The 14,469-nt window shown below is 61.3% G+C and carries 13 protein-coding genes; 4 read left to right on the top strand and 9 right to left on the bottom strand.

Features of this window, described 5'->3' with window-relative positions:
* Positions 1 to 80 precede the first annotated feature (80 nt).
* Positions 81 to 1,046, bottom strand: coding sequence for an alpha/beta hydrolase (locus tag ACX80Z_RS15590; RefSeq protein ID WP_459316504.1), 966 nt, complete (start codon positions 1,044 to 1,046; stop codon positions 81 to 83).
* Between the two features lie 169 nt (positions 1,047 to 1,215).
* Positions 1,216 to 1,821, bottom strand: coding sequence for a TetR family transcriptional regulator (locus tag ACX80Z_RS15585; protein ID WP_459316503.1), 606 nt, complete (start codon positions 1,819 to 1,821; stop codon positions 1,216 to 1,218).
* A gap of 107 nt (positions 1,822 to 1,928) precedes the next feature.
* On the opposite strand from ACX80Z_RS15585, the gene ACX80Z_RS15580 reads away from it, so the two are divergent.
* The 3 genes from ACX80Z_RS15580 to ACX80Z_RS15570 are packed head-to-tail and all read left to right on the top strand — an operon-like array spanning position 1,929 to position 3,954.
* The gene (locus ACX80Z_RS15580; protein WP_459316502.1) at positions 1,929 to 2,747 is read left to right on the top strand and encodes an SDR family NAD(P)-dependent oxidoreductase; all 819 of its coding nucleotides are present in this window, start codon (positions 1,929 to 1,931) and stop codon (positions 2,745 to 2,747) included.
* Between the two features lie 10 nt (positions 2,748 to 2,757).
* Positions 2,758 to 3,594 (top strand): SDR family NAD(P)-dependent oxidoreductase, encoded by an 837-nt coding sequence (locus tag ACX80Z_RS15575; RefSeq protein ID WP_459316501.1) that lies wholly within the window; start codon positions 2,758 to 2,760, stop codon positions 3,592 to 3,594.
* A gap of 3 nt (positions 3,595 to 3,597) precedes the next feature.
* On the top strand, positions 3,598 to 3,954 hold the full coding sequence (locus ACX80Z_RS15570) for a DoxX family protein (RefSeq protein WP_459316499.1): 357 nt from the start codon (positions 3,598 to 3,600) through the stop codon (positions 3,952 to 3,954).
* A 126-nt stretch (positions 3,955 to 4,080) separates the two neighbouring features.
* Here ACX80Z_RS15570 and ACX80Z_RS15565 read toward each other — a convergent pair whose 3' ends face one another.
* The 7 genes from ACX80Z_RS15565 to ACX80Z_RS15535 form a co-directional block, all read right to left on the bottom strand.
* Positions 4,081 to 5,301 (bottom strand): family 1 glycosylhydrolase, encoded by a 1,221-nt coding sequence (locus ACX80Z_RS15565; RefSeq protein ID WP_459316498.1) that lies wholly within the window; start codon positions 5,299 to 5,301, stop codon positions 4,081 to 4,083.
* Between the two features lie 154 nt (positions 5,302 to 5,455).
* Positions 5,456 to 5,743, bottom strand: coding sequence for a MarR family transcriptional regulator (locus tag ACX80Z_RS15560; RefSeq protein ID WP_459316505.1), 288 nt, complete (start codon positions 5,741 to 5,743; stop codon positions 5,456 to 5,458).
* 72 nt (positions 5,744 to 5,815) lie between these two features.
* Positions 5,816 to 8,059, bottom strand: coding sequence for a glycoside hydrolase family 3 C-terminal domain-containing protein (locus ACX80Z_RS15555; protein WP_459316497.1), 2,244 nt, complete (start codon positions 8,057 to 8,059; stop codon positions 5,816 to 5,818).
* A gap of 219 nt (positions 8,060 to 8,278) precedes the next feature.
* Positions 8,279 to 9,142 (bottom strand): ATP-binding cassette domain-containing protein, encoded by an 864-nt coding sequence (locus ACX80Z_RS15550; protein WP_459316495.1) that lies wholly within the window; start codon positions 9,140 to 9,142, stop codon positions 8,279 to 8,281.
* Positions 9,139 to 10,908 carry a dipeptide/oligopeptide/nickel ABC transporter permease/ATP-binding protein gene (locus ACX80Z_RS15545; protein ID WP_459316494.1) on the bottom strand — a complete coding sequence of 590 codons (1,770 nt, stop codon included), beginning with the start codon at positions 10,906 to 10,908 and terminating at the stop codon, positions 9,139 to 9,141. Before ACX80Z_RS15545 ends, ACX80Z_RS15550 begins: the two co-directional genes overlap by 4 nt.
* A complete protein-coding gene (locus ACX80Z_RS15540) occupies positions 10,905 to 11,846 on the bottom strand; it encodes an ABC transporter permease (protein ID WP_459316493.1) in 942 nt (313 codons plus the stop codon). The genes ACX80Z_RS15545 and ACX80Z_RS15540 overlap by 4 nt, the downstream gene beginning before the upstream one ends.
* Positions 11,847 to 11,901: 55 nt before the next feature.
* Entirely contained in the window at positions 11,902 to 13,455 is a 1,554-nt protein-coding gene (locus tag ACX80Z_RS15535) for an ABC transporter substrate-binding protein (protein ID WP_459316492.1), read from the bottom strand.
* Between the two features lie 192 nt (positions 13,456 to 13,647).
* Between ACX80Z_RS15535 and ACX80Z_RS15530 the strand changes: the two genes are divergently transcribed.
* The gene (locus ACX80Z_RS15530; RefSeq protein ID WP_459316490.1) at positions 13,648 to 14,352 is read left to right on the top strand and encodes a TetR/AcrR family transcriptional regulator; all 705 of its coding nucleotides are present in this window, start codon (positions 13,648 to 13,650) and stop codon (positions 14,350 to 14,352) included.
* The last annotated feature ends 117 nt before the right edge of the window (positions 14,353 to 14,469 follow it).

Genomic DNA, 14,469 nt, shown 5'->3' with positions numbered 1-14,469 from the left:
ATAAAACCGGCGCCCACCCACCCCTTCCACCGAACCGAGCTGAAGGCCACACGGCGACGGTTCCCCAGGTGGTGCAGCTTCTAGCCTATGGGGAACAGTGCACGGTCGAGGGCCTGAATCTGTGCTTCCCAGAAAGCCTTCGTGACGTTCGCTTTGGTGAACACCAGGTCGAACCCGTGAAACGCGCCCGGTATCTCTTCGAACTGGCAGTCTGTGCCGCTGTCGCGGAGACGCGTCGCGTAATCTAGGTCTTCGTCATAAAAGATGTCGAGGGTGCCTACGCCGATCCAGGCCGGAGGCAGTCCGCTCAGATCGGACCGTCGCGCCGGGGCGGCATACGGTGAAACGCCAGCGCCGCCGGGCTCCTGCGCGAGATAGGCGCTCCACCCCCACTTGTTGCTTTGTGGCGTCCACATTCGTGCGCTTCGAGTGTCCATATCGGGGCGGAGCACGGTGCGATCGTCCAGCATTGGATAGATGAGCAGTTGAAAGACCGGGGTGATCACGCCGTGGTCATGGGCATAAAGCGCAAGCGCCGCTGCCAGGCCACCGCCGGCACTCTCCCCGCCAATAGCGATCCGCGCGGGGTCGATGCTTCGTTCAGGCGCGTGGGCTACAAGCCATGAGAGCGCAGCGTAAGCGTCCTCGAGCGCGGCGGGCGCCGGATTGTTTGGCGCCAGCCGGTACTCGACCGACAAGACCGTGATGCCGAGTCGTCTAACCCGTGCGATACTCGCGTCCTCCTCAGCGAGATAGTTTCCTACGACCATCCCACCACCATGCAGCCACAGTAGTGCAGGCATCGGACCGCGGGTAGCTCGCGGCCGGTACGAGCGCACCAACACCTCGGGGGCCCCGGCAGGGCCGGGAATCTGGATGTCTTCGACGAGGATGTCATCTGGAGCGGTGGTCTTCTTCACCGGCAGCTTCTGCATCACCTTGGTGAGCCGCGGCCCCACGGAGATAGGCGGGATGAATCGACCTGCTGCAAGGTCAGGATGGAATGCTGGTTGAGGCTCGCTTTTTCGATTCGTGCGCTGTGTCATGGAGAAATCCTTAGTTGAGTGAAGCCAGATATCGCGGATCGGAAAAGTTTCAGGAGCCAGAGCTGCCGGTAGACGCGGAACTGCTGGCGGTTCCCTTGAGGAAGGGCACAATTACTTGCCGGGCGTAAACATGGGGGCGACGAGTTCGCCGTTGCGAGCATCTGGCGATCTAGGTAGTGCGAAATGTCGACATGGCACGGTCGAGGTATTCGCTGAAAGGCTGCTTCTGATCTGATGCGAGCCAGGAGGTGCGGGCGGCCTGCATGCAGGCGAAGGCTGAGCCAACCATGGCAGCAGGTTTTAGATCATCCACCACCGCGGTACTGCCGACCATCCGCGCGGCGACGCGTCCGACAAGAATCTCCTGCACCCGCTGCATCTTCTCCAGGTAGCGGGCGTTCAGTTGCGGACTACTGCGCACAATACGCTCCATGGCATCATTTCGCGCCCGCGTATGGTCGTCCTGCACATAATCCAGGGTGAGATCGAAGACGCGCCGGAGGGACTCCCAGACCGGCTCATCAGCAGGTCGATCATCAAACGCTTCGGCCAGTCGGTCGCCGAAAAGGTCATACTTGCCGATCACCAGATCGTCTTTTGAAGAAAAGTACCGAAAAAACGTTCGCTTGGACATGCCGGCTGCTGCTGCGATCTGGTCGACGGTCGCGTTCTCGTATCCGTGCGCGAGGAAAAGATCCTGGGCAACATCGGTGAGTTCGGTCTGCGCAAGACGGCGTGTCCGCTCACGGATGGACAGCGGGATCGATTCAGGCATAAGACCAGCATACTCCGATGGGCGCAAAGTTGACACTCGGTGCCATCTTTGGCATATAGTTTCTTCAATGGCGTTGAGTGACGCCATTCGATCTAAGGAGTAGCAGAATGACTAAAGTGTGGTTTGTTACCGGCGCATCCAAGGGCTTCGGCCGGGAGTTCGTAATCGCTGCTCTTGAACGCGGCGACAGGGTCGCCGCGACTGCCCGGAACACAGATTCATTGTCTGATCTGGTCGAGACGTATGGCGAAGCCGTCCTCCCGATCCAGCTCGATGTCACCAATCGTGATCGGGTTTTCGCAGCGGTGATGACCGCCCACCGGACCTTCGGCCGCCTGGATGTGGTAATCAACAACGCCGGCTACGGTCTTTTCGGAACGGTCGAGGAGATCTCCGACCAGCAGCTTCGAGACCAGCTTGAGGTGAACCTGTTCGGCGTTTTGTCGGTCACCCAGGCCGTTCTGCCAATCCTGCGTGAGCAGAAGTCCGGCCATATCATCCAGATCTCCTCCATTGGCGGCGTCGTCGCTTTTCCTAATCTCGGCGGTTACCACGCTTCCAAGTGGGCTCTGGAAGCCCTGTCCGACTCTCTGGCGCAGGAAGTCGCTGGCTTCGGGATCAAGGTCACCCTCGTAGAGCCCGGCGGATTCGACACCGACTGGTCCAGCGCCTCTGCGATCGTCGCCGACGCGCAGCCTCAGTACGCCCCGCTGCACGAGGGGATGGCGGCACAACGAGCCAACACGGTGCAGCCCAAGCCCGTCGGATTCGGAGCGGCGATCCTCAGGGTCGTCGATGCCGAGACACCGCCCCGGCGGGTGTTGTTCGGCGAGATGGCCACGCAGGTCGTTCCGCATCTCTTCAACGAACGTCTCGCAGAGTGGGCTGAATGGGCCCCCGTAGCCCTCCTCGCCGAGGGGAAATAAAGTGGCCGATATGAAAAACATCCTTGTGACCGGCGCATCCGACGGGATCGGCGCCGAAGCGGCCCGTCAACTTGTAGCTCGAGGGCACCGGGTGCTCATCACCGGCCGCTCGAAGGAGAAAATCGACCGCGTTGCCCGCGCGACCGGGGCCAAAGCGTTCACCGCTGACTACACCCGCCTTGATGACGTCAGGCGTCTGGCTGACGAGGTGAAGGCTGAACTCGACGGCACCGGGCTGGACGTGCTGGCCAACAACGCCGGGGGCCTGTTCGGCGACCCCACTAAAACGGTCGACGGTAACGAGAAGACCTTCCAGGTCAACCATCTCGCGCCATTCCTGCTGACCGAGTTGCTTCAGGGCGAGCTCAGGGCCGCGGGCGGCCGGGCAAGTGTGATTAACACGTCGAGCGTCGGTAACCGGCTCTTCGGCAATCTCGACCTGGACGACCTGAACAACGACAAGAAGTTCAGCGCAAACAAAGCGTATGGAGATGCAAAACTCGCCAATATACTTCACGTGCGCGGGCTCCACGCCCGCTACCACAACCAGGGTCTCGCAGCTGTGGCCTTCCACCCGGGTAATGTCGCAACGAACTTCGCCTCCGACACGACGAGCTTCATGCGCTTCATTTATCAGACGCCGTTGAAGAAGCTGAACCTCATCAGCGCCGAAAAGGGTGGGGCGAACCTCACCTGGTTCGTCGAAGGCATCGCCGGGGAGACCTGGCAGTCCGGCGCCTACTATAACCAGCGGAAGCTCAGCACCAAAGTGAACCCGCAGGTTCGCGAGGACGCCCTCGTCGACGGCCTTTGGGAACGCAGCGCCGCCCTCGTCGGGATCAACTGACCGATGGAAATCACCAGGATCATTCTCAGTATCGCCTTGGCGCTGCTGCTCCTGTCGACCGGGGCGGGCAAACTCGCCGGCCTCGCTTCCTCACATCAAATCCGCGACAGCATCAACGTCTCGGCGCCGGCGTGGAAAGCCGTCGGCGTTTTCGAACTACTAATCGTGGCCGGACTCGTTGTAGGCATTTGGCTGCCATGGATCGGAGTTTTCGCGGCACTGGGCGTCATCGTGATCATGCTTGGCGCGATCGTTACCCGGGTGCGTGCCGGGGGAACTCAGCGCAAGGCGGGAATCACCGCCGACGCGGTCTTCCTGACCCTCGGGGCTGCTGCCGCGCTTACCGGACTCATCCGCTAAGCACCGCCGGCAGGCTTACAAGCTCTTGTGCGATCGGCGAAGCCCACCTTCAGAGGGCTTCGCCGATCATCAGCGGCTGGGGATAACCTTCAACGGCATCACACCGCGGTGCGCCGCGCGGGCCGCTTATCCGATGTCAGCGCCGTTCCGGCGGGCAATTCCGCCGAGCCAAGCGAGGCTGGGCTTGGGCTTCCGCTCGAACGTTTCCCGACCCACCGCGATCAGGCCGAAAGTTGGCTCCCAGTGCCCCCATTCGTAGTTATCGAGAAGGCTCCAGTGCAGATATCCATGCACATCGGCTCCATCATCCATTGCGGCGAACAGGCCCTTGAGCGCACCGGTGGTGTAGGAAATCCTTTGCTGGTCATCGGCTGTAGCTATGCCGTTTTCCGTGACCAGGATCGGCAGGCCCGTGTGCTGCCAGGTGTGGCGCACCGCCAAGCCGAGGGCATCCGGCCGGTACGCAGTGCCGACCTGGGTGTTGTCCGGCAGCTGGGGGTGAGGTACCAGCCCGTCCGCATTGACTTCTTGGGAGGAGTAGGACTGGACCCCGACGAAGTCGTCCCCTTTTGATGCATCGAGATAAATGTCCTCGCCGATGTAGCGGAGCTCAAGGAGTTTCTGCTCTCCCCCGGGGGCGGAGGTGAGTGCCTGGTTAGCGATGCTCCAGCCAACCTTCGCGCCGGTGCGTTCGCGGACGATGTTGCGGACCGCGTGGTGCGCGTCAATGAACCGCTGAGCATGCTCGCGCCGAGGGGAGGGCATGCTTGCGAGCATAGAGCCGTGGTCGGGTTGTTCGCCTTCAATGGTGGGGCTCTGCCAGCCAGCAACCTCCCCACTCTTCATTGCCTCTGCAACCACGCCCATCAGTGCGAGCATGTTGGGTTCATTCATGGTGACGACCCATTCAACACCGTGGAGAATGGTGCATGCCTTCTCTACGTAGGCGGCGAATCGGTCAATTGCTGCGTCGCCGAACCAGCCGCCCTCGGCGGCGAACCATGCCGGGCTGGTGAAGTGGTGCAGGGTGACCACCGGCTTCAGGCCCAGCTCGAGTGCGGTATCGATCATACGCCGGTAGTGGGCCAGCTCCGCCCGTGAGAATTGGCCGGGACGCGGTTCGATTCGCGACCATTCGATGCCGAACCGGTAGGAGTTGTACCCGTTGTCAGCAAGCAGTTGCATGTCCTCGCGATAACGGTGATAACTATCCAACGCGTCTCCACTTGGTTGCATGCCAGGTGTTGTGCTTTCGCGCTGCCACCAGTCGCTGTTGATGTTGTTGCCCTCTACCTGCATCGGGGCTGTAGCGGCTCCCCAGAGAAAGCCATTCTGAAGTTGAGTCATTGGATTTCCTATCGTCCCTATGGATGTTGCATGTCTTGGTTCTCGCTTGTCATCGCGGGAAACTTCTAAATGTTGCAGCGATGACGAGCTCACGACGCCCTTGCGCTGCTTGTGCCTTTCGGCCACCAGCGCACCGGTCGGTGGGATGAAGTAACTACTCGCTTCGCTTCCTATCAATGGAACTGATGAGCTTGGCGCGACGACCTGAACGTGTCGTCGGCGAAGAAGATACTTCACCCTCAGTCAGGAGAACCTTCACGAGATTCGACACGGTGGCGGGAGAAAGGCCCGTCACCTGAGCGAGTTCAATCTGAGTCAGCTGACCGTGGTCTATCAGGTTGCGCTGGATCGAGGCGAGATTCCGGTTCCGCAGAGACTTCTGGGATCCAGGGCCAGTTCGCGGTTCGGTAGGCACTATGAAAGGTCCTCTCTCTTTACACATCGACGCTACGGCGTCTGTGCAGTCGAACAAGTTGCAGGTTCTGGGGCAGCGCGTCCCGCACTCCCTGGAGGTCTACGACAAGGGTTTGTTTGCGGCTGCGAGCAGGGCCTCGACGTCCGCGGGACTCATGCCACCGCCGAACCCTGCCATCCTGCCGATGGGTATTGAGGCCAGCATCCGTTCCATATTCATACCGAGCGCATCACCTGACCCCGCACCGATGGACGGAGCCTTGCTGAGCAGTGCACTAAGGGTCGGTCCGGCGATGGGGTGTGCCATGACAGCGGCGAAGGTCGAATCCGGGGTTAGCGGTACCCGGTGTTCATCCCCGACGACAGGTACCGAGGCGCTCAGCCTAATATCGCGACTTGATGCGCCGACGTGCACTCCGTAGTCGCCGCTTTCAAGCAGCCAGTCCTCCACCCGCCCGTCCCAGTAGGTCAGGCTGTCCCGACTGATGGAAACAGTGACGACGTCACTTCCACCCGGTTCCAGGGTGGTGTCGCCGAAGCCCTTCAGTTCCAGGGCCGCCCGCTCCACTGCTGAATGCGGAAGTGACAGATACACCTGTGATACTTCCCTGCCTGCCCGGTCCCCTGTGTTGGTGATTCGTACCCGAACGCTCAGATTCCCTCTATCTTCCTCGACCACGAGATCCGAGTACTCGAATGTCGTGTAAGAGAGTCCGTGACCGAAGGGGAAGGACACAGCCATTTTTCGTGTGTCGTACCAGCGGTACCCCACGAACAGGCCTTCCGCGTACCGGACCTTACCCTGACGCCCCGGGAAGTACGGGTAAGACGGAACGTCTTCGATCCGCAGTGGAACTGTTTCCGCCAGCCGCCCTGAAGGATTGACCCTCCCGAAGAGTACGTCGGCGATTGCACCGCCGGCAGCCTGGCCAAGCAGCGCCCCGTCAACGACTGCCGGCGCCTCAGTAACTCCGGTCGATAGTTGCAGCACTCCGCCGTGTGCGAGAACGACGACGGTCCTCGGCTGCACGGCGAGAATGTCCTTCAGCAGTTCGAGTTGCTCTGAGGGCAGTTCGATGTGTTCACGGTCAAAGCCCTCAGATTCCTGTTGTGCGCTCAGGCCAAGAAACACCACCGCGGCATCCGCATTCCGTGCAACCGTGACGGCTTCTTCCCGGAAATATGCTGGCGCAACGGTGTCATCGATCGTGAACCCTTGGGCGAACGTCACCTCAGCGGCCCCTGCGAGAGAACGAAATTCCTCCAGCGGTGTGTCCAAACGCGCAGGGTTGACGTGTGAGCTACCGCCACCTTGATAGCGAGGATTCTGTGCGAAATCACCGATAACCGCGTATGAACTGGCAGCCTGCAAGGGGAGCATGTTCCCGTCGTTTTTAAGAAGTACGATGCTCGCCGCTGCCGCCTCCCTGGCGAGAAGATGGTGGGCATCCAAATCTACCGTGACGCCGTCGCGGCGGCCGCTGGACACCCGTTCGGAAAGTTGGATCATGCGGGCTGCGGAGCGGTCCAGATCCGAGCGGTCCAGGCGTCCTTGTTCGACGGCAGCGGTGACTGCTTCGTCTGACTTCGGTGAGGGACCCGGCATCTCGAGGTCAAGACCTGCGCTGAGAGACGCGACACGGTCCACCACTGCTCCCCAGTCGCTCACCACTGCACCGGTGAAACCCCACTCGTCGCGCAGCACATCCGTGAGTAACCAGCGGTTCTGGGAGGCGTGCACCCCATTGATGCGGTTGTAGGAACACATCACTGTCCACGGCTGCGCGTCCTTCACGACCCGCTCAAAGGCGCGCAAGTAGATTTCTCGAAATGTGCGCTCATCGATGTCCGAGCTCGAACTCATGCGCTCGTGTTCCTGATTATTGGCGGCAAAATGCTTGAGCGAAGCACCTACACCACGTGCCTGGATGCCGCGCACCCATGCGGTCCCGAGTACGCCCGTCAGATACGGGTCTTCGGAGTAATACTCGAAGTTTCGCCCACACCGGGGGTCACGCTTTATGTTGATGCCTGGGCCGAGAAGGACGCCCACGCCAGCGGCTTGTGCTTCGTCTCCGAGTGCCCCCGCGACCCGTTCGATTAGAGCCGGATTCCAGCTCTGACCCAACCCGACCGCGGGAGGGAAGCAAGTGGCGGGTTCGCTAGCGTTGATGCCCAGGTGGTCCTCGTTGCCCGCCTGCCACCGAACACCGTGGGGCCCGTCAGTCATTGTTACCGCTCGGACCCCATCGACAGCTTTGGTGCGCCAAAAGGAGGCTCCGCTTCCAAGGGACACCGTTTCGTTGAGTCCCAGCGCACGAACCCCAGCGGTCGTGTCAGTCATAATGATCTCCTAATTAATTGCTGTACAAAGTCATTGCCGCTGCGGTCAGAGAGGGTGGCCACAGCGTGGTGTGTGGTCGGAGATGGTTCACTGATCGCCCCACGGCGCGCGAGATCTGACCTGTTCCGACGGCAGCCCCCCATCACTTTTTCCCGCCGCCGCTGTTCGTCTTCCGAATGACGTGGGCGAAACGCCCAGTCAACCCGGATTGGCACGTACTCACACCAGCCCCCCGGCCTGGACGTTTTGCTCGCGGTGAGCGTCCGCGAGTCGTACCCGTTCGGCGCGGCGGCGCTCCTGCTCAACCGGGTCGGCGATGGGTGCGGCGAGCAGCAGGCGCTGGGTGTACGGGTGGTCAGGAGTGGACGTAACCGTCGCCGCGTCCCCGGATTCGACGATCTCCCCGTGGTACACGACAGCGACGCGATGGCTGATATGCCGGACGACCGTGAGGTCATGGGAGATGAAAAGGTAGGCGACCCCCGTGCGCTCCTGGATGTCGATAAACAAATCGAGGACACGCGCCTGGGTGGCAAGATCAAGGGCTGAGACTGGCTCGTCGCAGACAATCAGTTTCGGTTCCGGAGCAAGGGCACGGGCGATAGCGACGCGCTGCCGCTGCCCGCCACTGAACTCGCGAGGTAGGCGCTCCACGGCGTCTGCTGGGAGCCCGACCTGATCGAGCAACCTCCGGATGCGTGCGCGAGCCTCCTTTGAGGTTGCGCCGCGCACGACGAGCGGCTCGGAGAGGATGTCCCCGATCGTCATTGCAGGATTGAGCGAGGTGTAAGGGTCTTGAAAGACGACCTGAATATCCTTGGCGAAGGCCCGCCGTTCACGAGCCGTCAGCTCGGTCAGTTCATGCCCGCCAAAGCCGATCGAGCCCCCGCTTGCAGGGACGAGGCCGAGAACGGCCCGGCCGATCGTTGTTTTACCGGACCCGGACTCTCCAACCACGCCTAGGGTTTCCCCTGGACGTATCTGCAGGGAAACACCGTGCAGTACCTCCTTCGGCTTGGCACGGAATCCTCGGCCCGGGAACTGAACTCGCAGGTCTCTGACGTTGAGTAGTGGAGTGCTCATAGTGTGGCGTCCTTCGAGCGCAGCGGACCACGAACGACCTGCTCATCAAGGATCGATGAGAGCAGGCTTTTGGTGTAGTCGTGTTGGGGGTGTGCGAATGTCTCCCGGACAGTACCTCGTTCCACTATTTCCCCTGACCGCATGACAGCGATGCGATCGCAGATATCGGCCACGACGCCGAAGTTGTGCGTCACCAGAATGACAGCCATGCCGAGTTCCTGCTGCAGGTCACGCAGGAGATCGAGGATCTCGGCTTGGACTGTTACGTCGAGCGCCGTGGTGGGCTCATCGGCAATGAGTACCTTGGGTTTGCTGGCGACTGCCCCGGCGATCAATACCCGCTGGGCCATACCGCCCGAAATCTGGTGCGGGTAGCTACCGAAGGTTCGTTCCGGATCCTGAATTCCGACTCGAGCCAATAGGCCGAGTACGGTGTCCTTCGCTTCCCGACGTGTCATCTTCGCAGTGGCCCGGATACCCTCGACGAGTTGGGACCCAATGGTGAACGAAGGGTCCAGGTTCGACATGGGCTCTTGGGGGATGTAGGCGATCGCCCTGCCCCGCAGCGCGCGCATGTCCCGTTCCCCCATCCCGATAAGCTCGACGCCGTCGAGACGGATGGACCCCCGCAGGATGTGGGCGTCCGCTGGCAGCACGCCCAGTACCGCGAAGGCTGTTTGCGTCTTGCCTGAACCAGACTCTCCCACCAGTCCTAGGGTTTCCCCTGGGTTGAGGTCCAAAGACACTCCTCGGACAACTTCCTTCATCTCACCCGAGGGCGTGGGATAGGCAATCACCAGGTCATCGACCACCAGGAGCGAGCCGCGGGATCCGGACCTGGTGTCCGGGCCAGCCTGTGCATCGGTTTTGGGCTGCGCGACGGGTGCTGGCTTCGGTTGCACGCCTTCCAGCGCGTCTCGCAGAGCGTTACCGAACAGGACGAGGGAAGCTGTCAACAGACCCAGCACAATCGAGGGCCAGAGGAACTGCAACGGCGCTCGGTACAGGGCGATGAAACCGTCGCCGATCATCGATCCGAAACTGGGAACCTGTGCTGACCCGATGCCGAGGAATGCCAGACCAGCCTGCACACCGATTGCCGCCCCGGTGAGGAACGCTCCGGCGATGATGATCGGACCTCGCACAACAACGAGTATGTGCCGGGCGAGGATACGTGCGTCAGACAGCCCAGCGACGCGTGCGGCGTCGACGTAGAGCTCTTGTTTCACGGCCACCACGAGGTTCTTGACGATCCGGTAGACGTTCGGCGACAACAAGAGACCGAAGATGAGCATGGTGACGCGGTAGTCACCCTTCGTCACCGGGTACAAGATAATCAGCAGGAGCACGCCGGGGAAGGTCATGATCAGGTTGAAGATCCACTCGGTGATCGCCGATGCTTTGCGGCCAAAGTAGCCACCGATGAGCCCGAAGGTCACGCCCACGGCTACGGCGACGCTCGCGCCGATGAGTCCCGCGAAGATGCTGGTCTGTGCGCTGTACAGCAGTCGTGACAAGATATCGCGTCCGCTGTTGTCACCGCCGAGAAGGTATCCCGGGGTGCCGAGGGGAGCGAAGACTGCGCCGAGTTCTGCGGTGTTCGGGTCTCGGGGTGCCAGGACTGGCGCGAGGAGACCGGCGAGCACGATCAGAAGAATAATACTTCCCGATACGACAGCTTGAGGGTCGCGGAGCAACCGGTGAAAGGGTGAGCGGCGCGTAGGCGCCGTCGGACCGGGATTGTTGAGAAGTTGTTCGACGCTCACCGGATCCTCGCTTTCGGAATTAGAAGACCATTGAGTATGTCGATCACAAGGTTCACGACGACGACGAGCAGGACACCGAAGGCGGTAATGCCCAGGATGAGGGGGATGTCGCCGCGAAGTGCGGCGTTGAATGCGTACATGCCGTAGCCGGGCAGGGCGAACACGCGCTCGATGATCAGCGCCCCGCCGAGCATGCCGATGAATTCGAAGCCGAGGACCGTGAGAGCGGGGCTCGCAGCGTTCCTCAATGCGTGCTTGAAAATGATCGACCGGACGGGCAACCCCCTGGTCCGCAGCGTGCGCACATAATCCTGGCGGAGCTCCCCAATCATCGCCCCGCGAACCTGCGCTGCAAGGTTCGCGATTCCCGGGATGGTTAACACGATGACGGGCAAGGTGATGGAGGCGATCCACCGCCCGACATCTTCCTGAGGAGAGGTGTAGCCGCCAGCAGGAAGCAGGCCGAGCGTCACGGCGAAGACAAGAACGAGGACAATGGCGAGCAGGAGAGCGGGGATGATCGTGCCGAGAACGGAAATTCCCTGCGCAAACCGGTCGATCATTCCGCCCCGGGACGCTGCCCACACTCCCAGCGCGACGCTGACCAGTACGGCGATCGCTAGGGCGACCAGTACGACCGACAGAGTCACTCCAAGCCGCTGGATTACGGCAGGCCCGACATCCTCACTAGTGAAGAGGCTGCGGCCGAAGTCGCCCTGAAGAGCGTTCCAGAACCAGTGCCCGTATTGCGCGAGGACTGGCCGGTCAAATCCGTTGGCTGCCATGTAGGCGGCGACGGATTCGTCGGTCGCAGCGTCGCCGAGGATCGTCCGGACGATCCCCTCGAGATTGGGGACCAAAAGCAAGAAGGTGATGAAGGTGACGAGGACAGCCAGGACCAGCCCCGCCAGCAATCGTCGAAGTATGTAGAGGAACATTATTGCTTCCTGCGAAAGGGCCCTGGGTCTGTGAATAGCCAGGGCCCTTTCGGCGTCACTTGGCGATGTCGTATGCGCTGAGGTTAAGCACTGCCGTGTTCGTTGGTACGAACTCGTAACCGGCCTTTGAGGCATATACCGTTTCCAGCGAAGCGACCGGCGCGTTGAGCGCGTTCTCAACGGCATAGCGATTGAGGTCCTGGTAAAGGGCCTCCTGTTGATCGGGGTCGCTGGTGACGGCAATGTCCGCCAGAATCTTGTCGATTTCCGGTGTGGTGTAGCCGTAGGGGTTCAGGAACCCGCTGGACGAGAAGTTATTCGACGCTTCGCGCGAGGGTACCGAACCGCCGTCGAAGAACCAGGCGAGCGGATACTCGCCGCTTGACAGCGATGATGCAACCTCCTGAGGTGGCACGGGCTCCCAGGTGACGTCAATGCCGATTTCGCCCAGCTGCTGGGTCAGGGTCGGTTCATAGGCAGTGGAGAGGAAAGTACTCGGCATGCTGACGGCGAATCCATCTGCGTGACCAGCCTCAGCCATGAGCGCTTGGGCGCCTTCGACGTCGTACTCGTAGAAGCCGTCGAGCTCGGGGTCATATGCCCCGAAGCCTGAGTTGAACGACTGCACCGTGGGCGCGCCGGCGCCTTCGAATAGCGCGTCGATGATGCCCTGGCGGTCGATGGCCATGTTGATCGCCTGTCGAACACGAATGTCGGAAAGTGCTGGCTGGATCTCACCGGCCTTATCCAGGATGAGGACGCTGCCCGTAGCAGTTCCTTCGACAGTCTTCAGGGTCAGTCCTGCGGCCTCGGCAGCACTCGTCTGCGCCGGAGTGACGGGACCAGAGGAGTCCAGTTCCCCGGCTTGGAGCGCGTTGAAGTTGGCCTGCGCGTCTTCGATGACGCGGACGGTGACGGTCTCGAAGGGGTAAGCCTCAGCATTCCAGTGGTCAGGCCGCTTCTCCAGCACGTAGGTCGATCCCGCAACAGTCTGGTCGCTGAGGGTATAGGGTCCTGACCCTATGGGATTAAGGGCCGTGCGATCCTCCTCGAGGGTGTCCGGGTCGCCAATCACTCCCAGCCCTGTGGCCAGGGCGAAGACGAGGTTGGGGTCGGCTTCCGTCAGGCTGATCACCACGGTCCGGTCATCAGACGCTTCGACCGATGCGATTCGTGCGACGTCGGCGGAGCGGGGACCGGGTGTGTCGACACTACGCTGGATGGTCCCGGCGACGTCTTCCGCGGTAACAGGGTCGCCGGTGCTGAAGGTTAGATCCTCGCGCAGGACGAGAGTGAGTGTCTGCGCATCGTCCGAGTACTCCCACTCCGCAGCGTTCGGAACAAACTCCTTGGCTTCGAAGTCGTAAGCGATGAGCGTGTCGAAAATACCTGTCCAGACGTAGGCGGACTGGCCGAGATCTAGCTGTGCCGGGTCGAACGAGGGCGGAACGGCGGTAGTCGAGATCCGCAGGGTGGTTGGTGCTTCCCCTTCGGATCCTCCTCCGGCGCTTCCTCCCCCGCCGCCACAGGCGGCGACGCTAAGGACAAGTGCAGCAGCTACTAAAGGCGCGGAAGCTCGAAGCCGGGCGCGTGGTGTGCGGGAATGCATGATTTACGGACTCCTTTGTCAAACGATGCAGGGTGCTCAAGACGCCGCAACGAAGCTCGCTGGATGCGCCTAGTGGGTCAAGTTGAACATAGGCACCACGAAAATACAATAGCTGGTGTATTTTCGTGGTGTTAGTGTTCTTTACATAGGGGCGCCGACTTTCATGGCAGCTCCGGAGGGAGGAGGAGTCTGTTGGCCAAGTCGACTGAGGTCTCCGACCCGTCCGCGAATCGTCGGCGTGGACCCTATGCGAAAACGGTCGCTGTGAGGGCGCGTATCCTTCAAGCATGTTTAGAGGTTTTCGGTGAGAGCGGTTACGGAGCCAGCACCTTCGCCGAGATTGCTGTGCGTTCCGGGCTGAGTCAACGGGGCCTGCTGCACCATTTCGGCAGTAAACGGGAGCTGCTGATGGCCGTAATCCAGGCCCACGAACGCCTACCCCGATCTGTGCCACCCAGCGGCTCGCCTGACGTAATCGGCGCCGTACTCTCAGTGGCGCTAGAAACAGCTGAATTGAAACGCGGCATCGTGGAACTGCACACCATGATCTCTGCAGAAGCAATCTCGTCTGATCACCCGGCCCACGACTACTATCTGCTCCGCTATGACGGGATCCGCGAGTATCTAGCAGGTTCCTTCACCGCGCTGCGGGAAGCGGGCAGGCTTCGCTCCGATGTACCATCCGAGACGCTCGCGTCGATGTTGGTCGCACTGCTGGACGGCCTGCAACTCCAGTGGTTGTATTCGCCCGAATCGGTCGACCTGCGGGAAACAGTCCTGGCCTTTCTTCGCAGTATCGGAGCGACAGAAGTAGACATTCCTGGGTCGGCAGATACTAGCCCCGGCGAGGTTGATGTCGCCCACACCATCCCAGAATGGCTGGACACCAGGCACTGAGCTGCTCCGGTGAACCTTCCCGTTGCCAGCGCCCCATAATTCTGAAAGTCATGCGGGTGCGGCCCAGCAGTCCGACGGGCTTCCGGATGAAATGGGGTGGGTGGGCGCCGGTTTTAG

This window comes from Arthrobacter sp. TMT4-20, from assembly GCF_054510775.1.
Note: the sequence above shows the minus strand (reverse complement) of the source record. Positions and strands in the feature narration are given on the sequence as shown.